Below are 17,226 nucleotides of genomic sequence, written 5' to 3' on the forward strand. Positions count from 1 at the left end.
ATGTCTTACTGTGGTTTGAGGGTTACCCCGTAAACAGGGTTTTTTAAAATAACCGGCTAACCTTAACCAGAAAATCGCTGTCTCTGTTTTTTTGGTTAACGGCGTAGAAAAGCCAAGTAGTATGTTATTTGTACCACTCGGACGAGTGGTACATGTTTTTTTAAAATGTAGTTGAATTAAGGGTTACCCCAAGAACTTATTTCTGTATTCAGAAGGGGTAAGGCCAGTGTAATTTTTAAACAATCGGTTAAAGGTAGTTTTGCTTTTAAACCCAGAATCAAACGCAATGGCTATAAGTTTGGTCTCTTTATGCTTTTTGTTCTTTAGCATTTCTTGCGCAGCAAGTATGCGATAAGAATTTATGAAATTGTAAAAGTTTTGATTAAATCCTTTATTTAAAACTTCGGAAAGATGATGGCTGCTAATGTTAATTTGTTCCGCTAAATCTTTTTGTGATAGTTCGCTATCCAAATAAGGTCTATTATTTTTTATATGTGTAGTTAATCTTGTCTTGTATGCTTCAAAATCTTCTTCATTAATAGAAGAGCTCTTATAGGAAAGTTGGTGTTTGGTTTCTGTTTTTGAGGCTTTTTTTTGAGCATCCAAAGGCTCTTCCGTTTCTTTTTGAAGCACATAAAATTGTTCTCTCAATTGTTCATTCTGTTTTTTGGTTTTAATTCTATAAAACAACAATAACGAACCCAATAAAACCAAACAACCACCAAAAACCAAACTGAATTTTTTAAACTTACTTTCATTTTGCGCCAAGTCAAAGATTGCACGGTCCTTATCTTTTATAATTGCATTTTTTGCGGAAAGATCTTTTTGTAAATCAACTTTTATGGCATCTTGCTGGGTTGCTAAAATCTCATTTTGTATCTGTAAATACTGTTCTTTAGCCTTTCTGGTTTCTTCTAGATTACCGGTAGCTTTTAAAACTTCGCTTAGATGTAAATAGGTTTCCGCTTCAATTTGTTGAAGTTTTTTAGTTTTGGCTATGTTGGCAGCTTCCTCCAATAATGTTATGGATGCTTCAACTTCTCCAAGTTTCCATTTAGCTAATGCCAGCTGGGTGAGTAACCAAGCACGTTCTTTTGTAGGTGCAGCCGTATGCTTAAGTTTTAAGCCTTCTACTGCGGCAAGTTTAGCTTTTTCATATTTATTTTCTTTAAAATGTAATTCACTAATACTATTAAAAGCGGTAGCTACAATTATTTCATTATCAATAACCAAACCTAATTCCTTGGTTCTCTCATGATATTCCAACACTTTATCTAACTGTCCAAGTTTTTGGTAATTATTAGCAAGACCGTTATAGGCAGATGCTCTAATTTTGGGGTTGTCTTCATATGCGTCTAAAAGTGACAACACGGTTTCCATTGCATTAATTGCTTTATTATGCGATCCAATAGCGGTATAAACATTACCAAGATTTACCAATACAATAATTTTAGACCTGTAATCGTCCGGTGACGCATCACATAATTCCAATGCATTTCTATAAAGTGTTATTGCTTTATCTTGTTGTGCCCGGTTATTAAAATAAATAGCTTGGTTAACCATGCCAAGTACTTGAAATTTGGTGTTTTGGTTGGTTTTGCCAAGGAGTACAAGAGAATCGCTCAATAGCTTATGCTGTTCATAGTCACCATTGGAATATGCCGTTTGTAGCCTTTTAAGATAGCTATTGGCTTTTTGGTCTATGTTGTTATTTAAGGTATCAACTTCCTGTCCGTAAATAAATAATTGACCTAAAAAGAGTAAAATAAATAAGTTGGGGGCTAATCTCATTTAAAATTAAATCTTTAAAGTAAAACTAAATATAGTTAAAACCTGCTAACTGTTAAATCATGTTGCTGTGCATAGGGCATAGAGGTTTGCATTAAATCTTGGTATAACGACTTTAATTTTTTTCGTTTTTCTTGGTCTAAATGAATCATTAAATCTTGTATTGTACTAGCATCTTCTCTATTATCAATGAGCTGGGCAATAGCTATATAATCGTTTTTGTAAGTTTCATGGGCAAAATTATAAAGGGCCAAAGATGCATTAATCATGTCTTTGGTTTCTTCTGTTGGTTTTAAACTCTCAATTTCGGTTATGTAGCTTTCAACATTAGGAATTAAAAATGTCTCGATATGCTCTTGTATGCTAATGGTCTTAACCTTTCTGTTGTTTTGAATGGCTACCAAATTATTAGCATCTCTAAATTCTATAAAACTTTTAAGGTCTTTACTTCCAAAACCCCAGAATATATCCGTAGACTTTGTGGTTTTACTGTAGTATAAATCTGGAGATTGTGTTTTACAGCTGGTAAACGTAATGAATAATAAAACTAAAGTGGACGTGAAAAAACGTGTCATTGTTGTTGGTTTTTGTGGTTGTAAAATTACCTTGGAGCCAACATGGATCAATCCCTGTTTTCAGGGGTTTGTCCTTAACGGAATAGTGTGATTTTTGCTAAAGGTTAAACAAAAAAAAACCGACGCTAGGTCGGTTTTTGAACAATTTGTTTTTTATTAATGGGTAATTACCTCAATGTTATTGGCTTCTGCATAGGGCAATGCCAAGGCCCACAATTCTGAATGTAAAACATCAAACCTTGGGGCTTTTAAACTATCTAGTTTAACAAGCTCTAGGTTTATTGCATCTGCAGAATCATTATTATCTATCATTTTGGCAATAGCAATATATTCGCTGGAATAGGTGTTCTTGGCGTATTCAAATACCTCCAAACTTTTTGCTATCATTTCTTTGGTTTCTTCAGTTGCTTTTAGCGCTTTAATCGTTTCAATATTTGTTTCAATATCGGGTATTACATATCCTTTTATGTATTCTTCTACTTTAGATGTAGGTTCTACTTTATTTCCATTAACCACAAATAAGGTATTGGTTTCTTTTAGTTCAATGTATCGTATTAAATCATTGCTTCCAAAGCCAACAAGTTTATTGCTGTTTAATGCAGCTCTATCAAAGTAATTTTCTGCAGATGTAAAGTTACAAGAGGTAATGAGTACACCTAGACAAAGGAATAAAAGTAAGTTTTTCATGACTGGTTTTGTTTTGCTGTAAAAATAATACGGACTGTTAATTTACTAGTCCCTGTTTTCCGTTAAAAATGGCGATAGTTGATTAAAAGAGTTAATACTATTTTGATATACAGTAAATTATAAATTAATGCACTGCTATATTGTAAATAAAAACATGAAAGCAGGTTCGTTATTAAGCATTGCAAAAGTATTTGCTAAAAGTAAAAAGGTGAAGATATTATTGGTTGGTGCCCAGTTGGGATACCTGGGTTATACCTACCTTAAAAATAGAAATCAACATAAAACGGAAGTAACGCAAGAGCAATAAAGATGATAGTAAAATGGATTTTATGGGTTTTTGCCATTCTGGTTATTCTATTAACCTTGTTTCCCTATTTATCTTTTAACCAGTGGTACGTTCGTATTTGGGATTTTCCACATTTACAAATAGCATTGCTAACTCTTTTCGCCTTGGCTTTTTATTCTATCAAGTTCGATTTAAAAAGCAAATCGGATTACGCTGTGGTTTTAGCGCTTCTTGGGTGCTTTCTGTTTCAAAGCGTAAAAATTTATCCCTACACAGCTTTTGCAGATATAGAAATGGCCAATGCAAGTAGTAATCCTAGCACTTCTTTGAGTGTTTATGCCGCTAATGTATTGCAGAAAAACAAAAAAATAGAAGCGGTAGTAAAAGACGTTTCAAAATACCAGTCTGATGTGGTTTTGTTGACCGAAACCAATGAGAGGTGGAAAAACGCCTTAGTGAACAAATTAGAAGCAGCGTATAAGTATTCGGTCTTAGTACCAAAAGAAAATACCTATGGAATGTTGCTGTTCTCAAAGCATCCGTTGTACGAAACAAAAGTAAAGTATCTGGTAGAAGACACTATACCGTCTATACATACTAAACTAATTATAGACGCAAAAGATACCGTTCAATTATTCGCCATACATCCCGCACCGCCCACACCACAGCACAATCCGTCTTCTGTAGATAGGGATGCAGAGATGATGAAAATTACCCAGTTAACCCGTAAAACAGAATGCCCTGTTATTGTTTTAGGCGATTTTAATGATGTTGCATGGTCAGAAACTACAGCATTATTTCAAAAAGTTAGTGGGCTGCTAGATATGCGGAAAGGAAGAGGATTTTTTAATACCTACAACGCCAATAGTTGGTTAATGCGGTGGCCCTTAGACCATGTATTTACCTCTGCGGATTTTAGGGTGATGCAAATAGAACGTGGTGCCGATGTTGGCTCTGACCACTATCCATTTTACGCAAAACTTTCTTTAGAACCTAAATTGGCAGAAGAACAAAAGCTTCCGCCACCTTCTAAAGAGGAAATTGCGAAAGCTTTTGAACAAATATCAGAGAAAAAAACCAGCCAAACAGCTAGCCATTAGGTGATAGCTTCCATTTTCTTTTTAATTTCTTCTAAACACAAATTCCCCAAACTACCTTCGTGTGTGTGTTTAATATCTCTTTTGGGTTTAAAATTGCCGTTTTCTATGGCCTTCCCCATGGTTTTGTAAGCATCTCTAAAAGGCATACCACTCTTAACCATTTCATTCAACGTATCAACACTAAAGAGGTAATCGTATTTGGTGTCACTTAAAATATCTGCATTCACTTTTATTTCCTTCAAACTAAAGTGTAGCATTTCTAAACAAGCTTTCATGTCCTGTATAGCAGGTACTATTACTTCTTTTACCAACTGCAAATCCCTATGATATCCACTAGGTAGATTATTCATAATTAAGATTAACTGATTGGGCGTAGCTTGTACTTTATTGCATTTGGCACGTATCAACTCAAATACATCCGGATTCTTTTTATGTGGCATTATGCTACTACCCGTAGTAAGCTCATTTGGAAAAGAGATAAAATTGAAATTCTGGCTCATATACAGCGTAATATCCATAGCCATTTTAGATAAGGTGGCCCCCAAACTAGAGATACCAAAAGCTGTAGCTTTTTCCACTTTTCCACGACCCATTTGTGCCGCAACTACGTTGTACTTTTGTGTAGCAAAATCCAATTCTGCCGTTGTAAAACTTCTATCTATTGGAAAAGAACTGCCGTAGCCTGCTGCACTACCTAACGGATTTTGGTCCGCAATTTTATACGCCGCATGCACAAAATACAAATCGTCTATTAAACTCTCTGCATAGGCCGAAAACCATAATCCAAAAGATGAGGGCATGGCAATCTGCAAGTGCGTATAACCGGGTAAAAGTGTTTTTTGATGTTTCTCGGCCAGTTTCATCAATAAATCGAACAACTGCTTGGTCTGACTTTTGATTTCTGTAAGTTCTGCCTTTAAATACAATTGCATAGCAACTAAAACTTGGTCGTTTCTAGAGCGTGCGGTGTGAATTTTTTTACCAACGTCTCCCAGTTTTTCGGTAAGTATGTACTCAATTTTAGAGTGCATATCCTCAAAATCGTCTTCTATGGTAAAGGTTCCTTTTTCTATGGATTTACCAATAGCCGCCAATTCTTTTACCAAAAGCTTCGCTTCGTCATCAGAAATTAATCCTACTTTGGCCAACATTTTTGCATGCGCTGTAGAGGCGATTACATCATACTTGGCTAATAGTAAATCGAGCTCCCTGTCGTTACCAACAGTAAATGTATCTATCTTTTTATCGGTACTGAATCCTTTGTCCCAGAGTTTCATGTTATAGTTGTTAGATTTTAGTTAGTAGTTATGAGTGATTAACTAGTACTATATTTTTATTGGAGAGTTACAAAAATCCCTCTAAAATATCTATATAAAGTTGTACCCCTTCATACACTTCATCCACATAGATAAACTCATCTGCAGAATGACTTCTAGGGCTATAACCAGGGCCTAATTTTAAGGATTGGCAGCTAAGTTCTGCTTGGTCAGATAGTGTTGGGCTACCATAAGTTTCTCTACCTAAAGCAATACCAGATTGCACCAAAGGATGCTCAATAGGAATAGAACTACTACTTAAGTTTAACGATCTTGGTCTTAGCTTACAAGGAGCTTCACGCTGTAGCATTTCATTAATTTCCTCATTGGTGTAACAATCGTTAACACGGGTATCTATAACTAAATCAACTTGAGCGGGTACTACATTATGTTGGCTGCCCGCATTAATTTGGGTAACCGTCATTTTTACGGGGCCTAAAACATCGGATACCTTTTCAAATTGATAGTTTTTAAACCATTCCAACACTTTTATTGTATTGTAAATGGCATTATTATCATTAGGGTGGGCGGCGTGCGAAGGTGTGCCTTCTACGGTGCCTTCAAAAACCACTAAGCCTTTTTCCGCAATAGCCAATTGCATTTGGGTTGGCTCACCTACTATGGCTACATCAATCTCTGGAAGAATAGGTAACAAGGCCGAAATACTTTTATCGCCAGCATCTTCTTCTTCTGCCGTTGCGCTCATGATAATATTGTAGCTCAAATCTTCACGCTCATAAAAATGTACAAAAGTGGCCAACAAGGAACACAAAGCACCACCGGCGTCATTACTTCCTAATCCATACAATTTACCATCTTCTATATGCGGATTAAAAGGGTCTTTGGTATAAGCCTTGTTGGGCTTCACCGTATCGTGATGGGAATTCAACAACAAATTGGGCTTGCTCTCATCATAATACTTGTTAAAAGCATAAATATTATTGTACTGTCTTTTGGTTGCCACCCCATGACCTTGCAACCAATTGTCTATTAATGTAGCCGTTTCATCTTCTTCTTCAGAAAAAGAAGGAATAGCGATTAATTGTTTTAGTAATTCTAGGGCTTCTGTGCCCAAAGCTTTTTTATCTAACTTCATAAAACCAATGTTGTATAGTTGGTGTTTGCTGTTTGAAACATTCCTAAATTTCCAATTTTAACTTGTTTTACACCATTTTTTAGGGCGTGAAAACAATTATGCATCTTAGGCAACATGCCGTCTGCAATAATGCCTTTTGCTACCAGGGCATCGTAAGTAGTTGTATCAATATGTTTAATTACAGAATCTTTTCTGTTGATGTCTTCTAGTACGCCATCCAATTCAAAACAATAATAGATGGTTGTGTTGTAAAAGTCGCTGAGACCAATGGCAACTTCTGAGGTAATGGTGTCTGCGTTGGTGTTGAGTAATTGTCCTTTTTGGTTGTGCGTTAGGGCACAAAATACGGGAGTTAATCCAATGCTTGTCAATTGGCTAATGGTTTTTCCATCAACTCCTTTAACATCGCCAGCAAACCCATAATCAATTTCAGTAACGGGGCGCTTTTGTGCCTGTATGGTATTCGCATCCGCACCACTTAATCCAATAGCATTTACACCTTTAGCCTGCAATTGTGCCACCACATTTTTATTTACAAGTCCACCGTAAACCATGGTAACCACTTCTAAAGTTGCTGCATCGGTAATACGGCGGCCGTTCACCATTTTTGGTTCTATTCCTAATTTGGGTAACAACTGGGTTGCCTTTTTACCACCACCATGCACCAGAATCTTATGCCCGGGCAATTGCGCAAAAAGGGTAAGAAACTGGTCTAGCTCATCGCTATCCTCAATTATATTACCACCAATTTTAACTATGCTTAAATCTTCCATTTAATTTGTAGCAGCTTACAGGTCTTTTATTAGTTGTTTTAGCACCACTTGGGCTGCATAAGTTCTATTGTTGGCCTGTTCCATACATAGGCTTTGGTCACTATCCATAACAGCATCTTCTACTACCACATTTCTACGTACCGGCAAACAGTGCATAAACTTGGCCTTCCCCAATTTTTCTTTGGTCATCATCCAATTGCTATCGGTGTTTTTTACTTTACCGTAATCTTGGTAATTGCTCCAGTTTTTTACGTATACAAAATTCGCATTTTTGAGCGCTTCTTCTTGGTCGTGCACAATTTTACATCCTTTTGTTACTTCTGGGTTTAGCTCATACCCTTCTGGATGGGTAATTACAAAATCGGCATCTTGCAATTTCATCATCTCAACAAAACTATTGGCAACCGCATGCGGCAAAGCACGTGGGTGTGGTGCCCAAGACAAAACTACTTTAGGTTTTTGGGCAACTTTGTTTTCTTCTAAAGTGATGGCATCTGCCAATGCTTGTAAGGGGTGACCAACAGAACTTTCCATATTTACTACGGGAATGTTCGCGTATTTTTTAAAAGCGTTTAAGACCAACTCGGCCTCATCGGCTTCTTTGTCGGTTAAACCAGCAAAGGCACGTATCGCTACAATATCGGCATATTGGCTCACTACTTGTGCTGCTTCTTTTACGTGTTCTGCTTTGCCTTGGTCCATTACGGCACCTTCTTCAAACTCTAACTGCCAACCTTCACTACCAAAATTCATTACAATAGTATCCAATCCTAAATTTATGGCAGCTTTTTGTGTGCTTAAACGGGTACGTAGGCTATTGTTAAAGAACAACAAGCAAATGGTTTTGCCAGCACCTAGTTGTTTAAACTGGGTGGGTTCTTTTTTTAGTTCGATAGCTTCTTGTACCGTTTGTTGTAAACTGTCTAAATCGTTGATATGTAAGTAATGCTTCATTGTTATGTTGCTATTATTTTGGTGAAAGGCTGTTTGGCATTAAAACTATCTAGGATAAAATTATCCAATAAGCCATTCACTATCCAAGTTTCTATATGTGCTTCTTGTGCTATTGCCGAAGCTTCTATTTTTGATTGCATGCCACCTGTTCCGTGAGACGATTTTGCTGTGCTAATTTCCTTTTGCATGGCTTGCAGATCATGCACTTCTAAAATGGTTTCCGGTGTTCCATTTTCCATAGATGCTTTGCTATACACGCCATTGGTATTGGTAGCGATTATAAGTAAATCTGCTTCTACAAAAGCTGCGGTGTAGGCCGCCAGCTTATCGTTATCGCCAAATTTAATCTCGTCTGTGGCTACAGTGTCGTTTTCATTAATGATGGGTACTACGTTGTTTTGTAGTAGCACATCAATGGTGTTTTTTATGTTTTGGCGCGATTTGTCATCCTGTAGGTCCGAATATGAAAACAAGCATTGCGATGTGAATAAGCCCAGTTCTCTAAAATTCTCTTGAAAAATATGCATCAATCGGGGTTGACCAATAGCTGCCAAGGCTTGCTTAACATTAATGTCTTTACCGGTATGTTCTAATTGCACAAATTGCTTTGCTGTTGCAATAGCTCCAGAGCAGACCAGGATGAATTCATATTGGTCCTTTAATGCCGCCAATTGCCGACCTATATCCTCTATTTTACCACGGGATATCTGGTCTGTTTCTTTGGTCAGTGTGTTAGAACCAATTTTGATGAGAACGCGCTTTTTCATGCTACAATTCCGCTTTAAGCGCATTAAAGAACAAATCGATTTCTGCTTTACCAATGGTTAACGCCGGCAAGAACCGAAGTACCTGTTTATTGGCTGCGCCGCCCGTAAATACATGCTGATTAAATATGAGTTTTTTGCGAAGTTCCGCTACTTCAAAATCAAACTCAAGCCCTAACATTAACCCTCTCCCTTTTACCTTTTTTACTTGCGGAATTTTGGCTGCCTCGGCTGTGAAGTAGGCACCCATGGCTTGCACATTGGTTAACAGGTTTTCTTTTTCTATAACTTCTAAAACCGCTAGGGTAGCGGCACAAGCAAGATGGTTGCCACCAAAAGTAGTGCCCAGCAAGCCATAAGAAGCCTTAATATCTTCATGAATTAAAATACCACCTACCGGAAATCCATTGCCCATACCTTTGGCAATTGAGATAATATCTGGTTTAATATTATGGTGTTGAAATCCAAAGAATTTACCGCTTCTACCAAAACCGGCCTGTACTTCGTCTGCAATAAGTACTACACCGTGGTTTTTGCATTCATTTTGAATAAGCTGGTAAAATTCGGTAGTAGGTTCATCCAAACCACCAACCCCTTGTATGGCTTCTAAAATAACCGCACAATAGTCACCAGAAGCTAGTTCTTTTTTCAGGCTTTCGGCATCGTTAAAATCAATAAAAGTTACCCTCTGTTGTTGATTTATAGGTGCATTTATTTTTGGATTATCAGTTGTAGCCACCGCAGCTGAGGTACGCCCATGAAAGGCTTTTTTAAATGCCAAGACCTTGGATTTCCCGGTATGGAAAGATGCCATTTTCAAGGCGTTCTCATTGGCTTCTGCTCCAGAATTGCATAAGAATAAGTTGTAATCTTCACAACCGGAAAGCTGGCCTAGTTTCTTTGCCAACGCTTCTTGCAACGGATTTTTAATAGAGTTGCTATAAAAACCAATTTGTTGCAATTGGTCGGTAAGCATATTAACATAATGTGGGTGGGAATGCCCAATAGAAATCACGGCATGGCCGCCGTAAAAATCGTAATATTTTTGACCCTTATCATCAATCACCTCAATGCCTTTTGCGCTTACAGGGGTAACATCATATAAAGGGTAAACATCAAATAATTTCATGCTGTTGGTTTTTCTAGTTATTGGGCTATATAACCTAAGTCTAGTTGTTTTTTATGTCACTAATTTTTTTGTAAGAGCTTACAATACCTTGGATTAGGGAAGAGCTCAATCCCTGATGTTCCATTTCATTCAAACCTTCAATAGTACAACCTTTGGGAGTAGTTACACGGTCTATTTCTTGCTCTGGATGGTTGCCAGTTTCAATTAATAAAGCTGCTGCACCGTTACAGGTATGCATGGCCAATTCTTGCGCTTCCTTAGACTCGAACCCTAACTGTATGGCACCTTGTGTGGTTGCACGTATTAAACGCATCCAAAAGGCAATTCCACTGGCACAAATTACGGTTGCCGCTTGCATTTGCTCTTCTGGAATTTCCAAGGTATGTCCCATCCGATTAAAAATAGCTTTGGCTAAGTCCACTCGTTTTTTACCAACGCCGTTACTACAAATACAGGTCATGGATTTGCCTACGGAAATAGCGGTGTTGGGCATACAACGTAATATGTATTTGTCTGCACCAATGATAGACTCAATTCTGGAAATTGGAAAGCCGGTAATTACACTAATTACCACATGTTTTTCAGTGAGTTGGTCTTTAATATCATACAAAATAGCCTCAAAATGACCTGGTTGAACGGCAAAAATTAGAATATCTGAATTAGTGACCGCTTCTTCGTTACTAGCCGTAACGGTTACATTACTGTAATCTTCAAAATGCTTTAATTTTTCAGGATTACGTTTGGTAAGGTACATACTGGTTGCACCATTAGAATTTAGAATGCCATTGGCAATAGATTGGCCTAAGTTCCCAGTTCCTATAATTGCAATTTTCATGGTAAAGTTTTACGGTTTGGTTTTTAAAATACGCCTGCCTTTAATTTTAATCCTTTGGTTTCTTTAAAACCTAGCATTAAATTCATGTTTTGCACGGCTTGTCCAGAAGCACCTTTTAATAGGTTGTCTATGGCAGAGGTTACCAGCAAAATATCATCATGTTTGTGCAAGTGAATATGGCAATTATTGGTATTCACCACTTGTTTTAAATGAATGGGGTCATCTACCACTTGGGTAAATTTGGCCTCCTTGTAGAAATCTGAAAATAAGCTTTTTGCTTCTTCAACACTACCATTGAATTTGGTATAGGTGGTTGCCAATATACCTCTAGTAAAATTGCCGCGATTGGGTAAAAAATAAATTTTACCTGTAGGGTTGCCAAAAGAATTTAAGCTTTCGCCAATTTCCCCTAAATGTTGATGTGTAAAGGGTTTGTACCAGCTCACATTGTTATTTCGCCAGCTAAAATGGGTGGTTTCCCCTGGTTTTACACCAGCGCCCGTACTGCCTGTTACTGCATTTACATGAATATCTTCTTGTAGCATTCCGGCTTTTGCTAAGGGCAATAACCCTAATTGTATAGCGGTAGCAAAACAACCTGGATTAGCCAGCGCATCTGTTTTTTTAATCGCTTCTTTGTTCAGTTCAGGCAAACCATAAACATAGGTTCTTCCTTGAAAAGTAGCATCTGCTTGAAGCCTAAAATCATTACTCAAGTCGATTAGAAGTGTTTCTTCAGAAAATTTATGTTCCTTTAAAAAGTTGCTGGAATTGCCATGCCCTAAGCACAAGAAAACCACATCTACTTGGGTGTTAACTTCTCCGGTAAAGGTAAGGTCGGTAGCACCAATTAAATCGGCATGGGCACTACTAATTTTTTTACCAGCTCTGGTAGTGCTGTATACAAAATCTATAGTGACATCGCTATGGTTTAGCAGCAAACGAATCAACTCGCCTCCTGTGTAGCCAGAGCCTCCTATTATTCCAATTTTAGCCATTATAAAATATATTTTGAGTCATTAGGTCTTTATTTTTTCCTAGAATGATACGCTGTAAGTTTAGCCGTTTACGTGATTAGATATTTTACCCGGATTGGATAAGATTTTAATAAAGCCTTTGGCGTCATCTGCAGTCCAACCTTTGTTCATTTCCCCATAGCTGCCAAAAGAGGCATTCATTAAATCGTTGGGCGATTTAATTCCGTCTAATCTAAATTGGAAAGGGTACAAGCTAACAAAAACCTCGCCCGTTACATTCTTTTGTGTATCGGTTAAAAAAGCTTCTATGTTGCGCATTACTTCGTCTAGGTAGTTGCCCTCATGTAACAACATACCATAAAAGTTACCTAGCTGCTCTTTTTGAAATTGCTGCCACTTACTCAAGGTGTGCTTCTCTAGCAAATGGTGGGCTTTTAAGATAATTAATGGTGCGGCTGCTTCAAAACCAACCCTGCCTTTAATTCCTATGATAGTATCACCCACGTGAATGTCCCTACCAATGGCATATTTGTTGGCAAGAGCTTCTAATTTTTCAATATTGGCAACGGGTGAATCCTTTTCGCCATTAATCGCTACCAATTCGCCTTTTTCAAAAGAAAGACTTACTTGTGTAGGTTCCTTTTCTTGTAGTTGACTAGGGTAAGCACTGTCTGGTAATGGTTTTTCACTGGTCAAGGTTTCCTCACCGCCTACAGAAGTACCCCAAAGTCCCCTGTTAATGGAATATTTAGCTTTTTCCCAAGAATAATCTACGCCATTAGCTTGTAAATAAGCAATCTCTTCTTCTCTTGCGAGTTTGTTATCCCTAATAGGAGTTATAATTTCAATTTCAGGAGCAAGCGTTTGAAAAATCATATCAAAACGTACTTGGTCGTTACCCGCTCCGGTACTACCGTGTGCAATATATTTAGCCCCAATTTTTTTGGCGTGTTCTACAATTTCTACCGCTTGTACAATACGTTCTGCACTTACAGAAAGTGGGTAGGTGTTGTTTCTAAGTACATTGCCAAAAATGAGGTATTTAACTACTTTATCATAAAAATTCTGTACGGCATCTATAGAAGTATAGGTGCTGGCCCCCAAAGCCAATGCTTTTTCTTCTATGGTTTTAATTTCTTCTGGTGAAAAACCACCTGTGTTAACGCTTACCGCGTGTACTTCAAAACCATGCTCTTTAGATAAATTCATGGCGCAATAGGATGTATCTAATCCGCCACTATAAGCCAATACAAGTTTTTTCATTTTTCTTTCTTCTTTACTAGCATTTTATCCTTGATACTTTTAAGTCGTTCAAATGCTTTGTTATTTAGGTTTTTATGTTTTTGATTTTCTTTTGCCTGTGGGTCATACAACATTCCCGTGCACAAACACATTTTGCGTTCTGTACGAGTTAGAATGTCAAAATTTTTACAGGTTTGGCAGCCTTTCCAGAATTCTGGGTCGTCTGTTAATTCAGAAAAAGTTACTGGCTTATACCCCAAGGCATAATTCATTTTCATTACCGCAAGCCCCGTGGTAATACCAAAAATTTTGGCATCTGGGAATTTTTCTCGGGATAATTCAAAAATGCGCTGTTTTATCTTGCTGGCAAGACCTTCGCCTCTATAGTCCGGGTGCACAATAAGACCAGAATTGGCCACAAAGTCTTTATTGCCCCAAACTTCTATATAACAGAAGCCAGCAAATTTATCACCATCTAAGGCAATGATAGCGTTGCCATTTCTAAGACGTTGCGCAATATATTCTGGTGTACGTTTGGCTATACCCGTACCGCGAACCTTGGCAGAGTCTGTAATAGTCTCGCTAATGATTGTTGCATATTGTAAATGCGATGCGTTGGCTACAACAATTTTCATCGTTGGCGTATGAATTAAATTTAAAAATGAATTTGTTTGCTGTGAAATACGGGATTGGACTCACCTAATCCCAATAATAGAATTGCACCCTTACGGGCGACGGCGGCGTGTATGGAAAGGACGAACGGGAGACGGGATGCTCGCGTTTCTAGATACTGGTATGTGTCTTTGTTCTTTCATTGTTGATGTAAATGTACAAATAGTGAGAAGCTGACCTAACTAATTCTAAATTTTTAACGAAAATGAAACGTTTTGTTTCGGTTTTTTAATATTTCGTAGGTCATGTAGCCGAACACCAAAATATATTCAACAAAGAGGAGTGGTAAATATTCTTTAAAATCTGGCTGTGAATAGGTATAGTAACTTAAAAATACGGTGGCAGACCAAAGTAATGGAAACCTATACGTAGTAAACAAGCAAAGGCCAATTGGGAATACAAGATACCACGGATGTATGGTGCTTGTTAAAAAGTAATAACTACTTATGAGTATAAGCATACCTGTTAGTAGACCGCCTACGCTTTTCATTCGCTTAAAAAGTAAAAGAACAAGGGCAATGCCAATTGTAAGTATTGGTACCACTTTACCATAGCTTTTTATAAACAACCAGGGTTTAGCATCAAAATAAGTTGTAGCTATGTATTCTGATGCATTATAGATGCTAGCATTAAATTCAAAATTAGAAAACCATAAGGCGATGGTTTTGCTGTAATTAGCGGTAAAATGTTCTGTGTAAAAAGGCAAAAAGAGCAACACACAACTAACTGCGATACTTGTATAGAATACTGCTGATTTTTTAAGTCCTAGAAAAGGTAAAAAAAGCGGTAAAAATAAAAGCGGAACCAATTTAAGAAGAATGGCCATAGCATAAACGAGGCCCGCAAAAATAAGTTGTTGCTTTTGTAAGAGGTAAATGCCAGCAATGAAGAGAAAGAACATAACACCTTCAAAATGTAGATTGCCGGTAAGTTCTATTAGTATTAAGGGATTAAGAAAATACCAAAAGATTAAGTGGGGAGACAAATTGTTGTGTTGCAATAACTTTTTACCTATCCATAAAACACCAATATCTGCCGATATTATTAGTAAACGTAATGCGATAATACCACCTTTTACACTACCAAAACCTAAAAAAACGGCTATAGTGAAGAGTAGTTGATTTAATGGCGGATAATTACTGTAATGCTTCGCACTTAAACTGCCCATAGCTTGATGCAGCAATTCTTTGTTATGAAAAGTAGCATCGAGCTGTGAAAATAATTCGTTTGGGGTAAATAGGTAGGGGTTAATGCCTTTTAAAATAAGCTGGCCGTCCCAAATAAAACGGTAAAAATCTTGAGATAAATTAGGCGAGCTAAAAAGAAATATCGCTCTAAATGCTATTCCAGCAACCAGTAGAAATTTAAAATTCCATCGTTCTAATTGCATCAATTTAAATAAGAAAAAAAACAAAGCGGCTACTAAGATGATAAGGCGAATAAAATCTTCCCGTACCAACTGGTAGCCGAAAATATAGTAGAACGCCATACTACCCAATACCATTAGGATTGGGAATTTATGGAGTTTCCAATACGTAAGCATGGATTATGCCTTAGCCGTCAGGGATTTAAAGAATACAAAGCCAAAACCTAAGAACAACATTAAATGAAATGGGAACAATCCATAATCATTAAACGGAATAGCTATGTACATGCCATATAAGAAATATAACATGAGGGCAAACTCCAAAATCATGTTAGGCGATAGTTTTTTAGCAAGGTATTTGTTGCCCTTCCAACTATCGGATAAGCTATTAATATTGAATTTTGGTGTGCGTACAAACTCACTCTTTTTACCCATATGGCCTTCTATTACCGCCAAAGCATTGTGTAAAGACAATCCTAGGGCTACAGAGAAGAACGTAAAAAATAGCTTTACGTAGTCTATAAACTTATCAAAACCGCTGCCTTGTATACTTTTATAGGTGAACCAATAGCAGAAAAATAAGATTACTGTACTAGCAATGAAAAAGCTAGTCACCTCAAACACCCAAGCCAAATGGCCAAAAGTATTCTTGATGATGAGCATAGGTACACTTAAAACCGCTACTATAAATACGCAAAGGAACATGGAGCTGTTTAGCAAGTGCATTACCCCATGAAATTTGGTTTTAAAGTTGATGTTTTTAGAAGAGACAACACTCCAAACCGTTTTTCTAAAGTTTTCTGCGCCACCTTTGTTCCAACGGAATTGTTGTGAACGTGCAGCACTCATTACCACCGGTAATTCTGCTGGAGTTTCTACGTCTTCTAAATACTTAAACTTCCAGTTCTTTAACTGTGCACGGTAGCTTAAATCTAAATCTTCTGTAAGGGTGTCTCCTTCCCAGTTACCTGCGTCTAGGATACAATCTTTACGCCAGATACCTGCCGTACCATTAAAGTTGATAAAATGCCCTTTTGCGTTTCTGCCAACCTGTTCTAAGGTAAAATGTGCATCCAAAGCAAAGGCTTGTATTCTGGTAAGGGTAGAGTAATCTCTATTGATGTGTCCCCAACGGGTTTGTACCACGCCAATTTCAGGGTCTTTAAAATAAGGAACCGTTTTCTTAAGCCAGTCCGTTTCTGGTAGAAAGTCCGCATCAAAAATGGCAATAAAATCACCTTTGGCAATTTCTAAACCTTCTTTAAGTGCGCCGGCCTTAAAACCTACCCGGTTTTCCCTTCTTATGTGTTGTATGTCTAATCCGGTTTCTTTTAATTCTTGAACGCGGGCAGCAGTATCTACCACAGAGTCGTCTGTTGAATCATCTAAAACCTGAATTTCTAATTTACTCTTTGGATATTCTATTTTGGCAATATTGTCCAATAGACGTTCCATTACATATTCCTCATTGTAAACTGGTAATTGTATGGTTACAAAAGGAATCTCTTTTGGATCCAAAAGATTGTATTTTGGAGCCTCTTCATTCTGTCTTTTATTGCTTAGGTAGTTGATTAGCAGGTTTAACTGCGCCAAGCTGTAGCAAAAAATTAAAATCAAGGCGATGCTATAGATAGCGATGATGATGTAAGCGATTGTAATTCCCATG

At 37.4% G+C, this 17,226-nt stretch carries 17 protein-coding genes; 2 read left to right on the forward strand and 15 right to left on the reverse strand.

Annotation, left to right across the window (positions count from 1 at the left end; translation table 11 throughout):
• Window positions 1–183: 183 nt before the first annotated feature.
• The 3 genes from ACXAGS_RS03450 to ACXAGS_RS03460 all read right to left on the reverse strand — a co-directional run bounded on the left by ACXAGS_RS03450 (window position 184) and on the right by ACXAGS_RS03460 (window position 3,050).
• A complete protein-coding gene (locus ACXAGS_RS03450; protein WP_474904532.1) occupies window positions 184–1,791 on the reverse strand; it encodes a tetratricopeptide repeat protein in 1,608 nt (535 codons plus the stop codon).
• A 35-nt stretch (window positions 1,792–1,826) separates the two neighbouring features.
• Window positions 1,827–2,363 carry a hypothetical protein gene (locus tag ACXAGS_RS03455; RefSeq protein ID WP_474904534.1) on the reverse strand — a complete coding sequence of 179 codons (537 nt, stop codon included), beginning with the start codon at window positions 2,361–2,363 and terminating at the stop codon, window positions 1,827–1,829.
• Window positions 2,364–2,519: 156 nt separating this feature from the next.
• Window positions 2,520–3,050 carry a hypothetical protein gene (locus tag ACXAGS_RS03460; protein ID WP_474904535.1) on the reverse strand — a complete coding sequence of 177 codons (531 nt, stop codon included), beginning with the start codon at window positions 3,048–3,050 and terminating at the stop codon, window positions 2,520–2,522.
• Between the two features lie 154 nt (window positions 3,051–3,204).
• Between ACXAGS_RS03460 and ACXAGS_RS03465 the strand changes: the two genes are divergently transcribed.
• A complete protein-coding gene (locus ACXAGS_RS03465) occupies window positions 3,205–3,357 on the forward strand; it encodes a hypothetical protein (RefSeq protein ID WP_474904537.1) in 153 nt (50 codons plus the stop codon).
• 2 nt (window positions 3,358–3,359) lie between these two features.
• Window positions 3,360–4,436: an endonuclease/exonuclease/phosphatase family protein gene (locus ACXAGS_RS03470; protein WP_474904538.1), complete on the forward strand. Its 1,077-nt coding sequence runs from the start codon at window positions 3,360–3,362 to the stop codon at window positions 4,434–4,436.
• Here ACXAGS_RS03470 and argH read toward each other — a convergent pair.
• From argH to ACXAGS_RS03530, 12 genes are all read right to left on the reverse strand, one after another.
• On the reverse strand, window positions 4,433–5,713 hold the full coding sequence (gene argH / locus ACXAGS_RS03475) for an argininosuccinate lyase (RefSeq protein ID WP_474904539.1): 1,281 nt from the start codon (window positions 5,711–5,713) through the stop codon (window positions 4,433–4,435). The genes ACXAGS_RS03470 and argH overlap by 4 nt on opposite strands.
• Before the next feature lie 67 nt (window positions 5,714–5,780).
• Window positions 5,781–6,848, reverse strand: coding sequence for a M20 family metallo-hydrolase (locus ACXAGS_RS03480; RefSeq protein WP_474904541.1), 1,068 nt, complete (start codon window positions 6,846–6,848; stop codon window positions 5,781–5,783).
• Window positions 6,845–7,621, reverse strand: a complete 777-nt coding sequence (gene argB, locus ACXAGS_RS03485) for an acetylglutamate kinase (protein ID WP_474904542.1) — start codon at window positions 7,619–7,621, stop codon at window positions 6,845–6,847. The genes ACXAGS_RS03480 and argB overlap by 4 nt, the downstream gene beginning before the upstream one ends.
• A 15-nt stretch (window positions 7,622–7,636) precedes the next feature.
• Window positions 7,637–8,575, reverse strand: coding sequence for an N-acetylornithine carbamoyltransferase (locus ACXAGS_RS03490; protein ID WP_474904544.1), 939 nt, complete (start codon window positions 8,573–8,575; stop codon window positions 7,637–7,639).
• 2 nt (window positions 8,576–8,577) lie between these two features.
• Window positions 8,578–9,342 (reverse strand): glutamate 5-kinase, encoded by a 765-nt coding sequence (gene proB, locus ACXAGS_RS03495; RefSeq protein ID WP_474904545.1) that lies wholly within the window; start codon window positions 9,340–9,342, stop codon window positions 8,578–8,580.
• A 1-nt stretch (window position 9,343) separates the two neighbouring features.
• Window positions 9,344–10,468, reverse strand: coding sequence for an aspartate aminotransferase family protein (locus ACXAGS_RS03500; RefSeq protein WP_474904547.1), 1,125 nt, complete (start codon window positions 10,466–10,468; stop codon window positions 9,344–9,346).
• Between the two features lie 40 nt (window positions 10,469–10,508).
• Window positions 10,509–11,303, reverse strand: a complete 795-nt coding sequence (proC, locus tag ACXAGS_RS03505; RefSeq protein ID WP_474904548.1) for a pyrroline-5-carboxylate reductase — start codon at window positions 11,301–11,303, stop codon at window positions 10,509–10,511.
• A 23-nt stretch (window positions 11,304–11,326) separates the two neighbouring features.
• Window positions 11,327–12,301, reverse strand: a complete 975-nt coding sequence (argC, locus tag ACXAGS_RS03510) for an N-acetyl-gamma-glutamyl-phosphate reductase (protein WP_474904550.1) — start codon at window positions 12,299–12,301, stop codon at window positions 11,327–11,329.
• Window positions 12,302–12,361: 60 nt separating this feature from the next.
• The gene (gene argG / locus ACXAGS_RS03515) at window positions 12,362–13,543 is read right to left on the reverse strand and encodes an argininosuccinate synthase (RefSeq protein WP_474904552.1); all 1,182 of its coding nucleotides are present in this window, start codon (window positions 13,541–13,543) and stop codon (window positions 12,362–12,364) included.
• Window positions 13,540–14,157, reverse strand: a complete 618-nt coding sequence (locus tag ACXAGS_RS03520; RefSeq protein ID WP_474904554.1) for a GNAT family N-acetyltransferase — start codon at window positions 14,155–14,157, stop codon at window positions 13,540–13,542. The genes argG and ACXAGS_RS03520 overlap by 4 nt, the downstream gene beginning before the upstream one ends.
• Before the next feature lie 233 nt (window positions 14,158–14,390).
• Window positions 14,391–15,737 carry a polyprenol phosphomannose-dependent alpha 1,6 mannosyltransferase MptB gene (gene mptB, locus ACXAGS_RS03525; RefSeq protein ID WP_474904556.1) on the reverse strand — a complete coding sequence of 449 codons (1,347 nt, stop codon included), beginning with the start codon at window positions 15,735–15,737 and terminating at the stop codon, window positions 14,391–14,393.
• A gap of 3 nt (window positions 15,738–15,740) precedes the next feature.
• Window positions 15,741–17,225: a cellulose synthase family protein gene (locus tag ACXAGS_RS03530; protein ID WP_474904558.1), complete on the reverse strand. Its 1,485-nt coding sequence runs from the start codon at window positions 17,223–17,225 to the stop codon at window positions 15,741–15,743.
• Between the last annotated feature and the right edge of the window lies 1 nt (window position 17,226).

This window comes from Croceivirga sp. ABH4_376, from assembly GCF_056160685.1.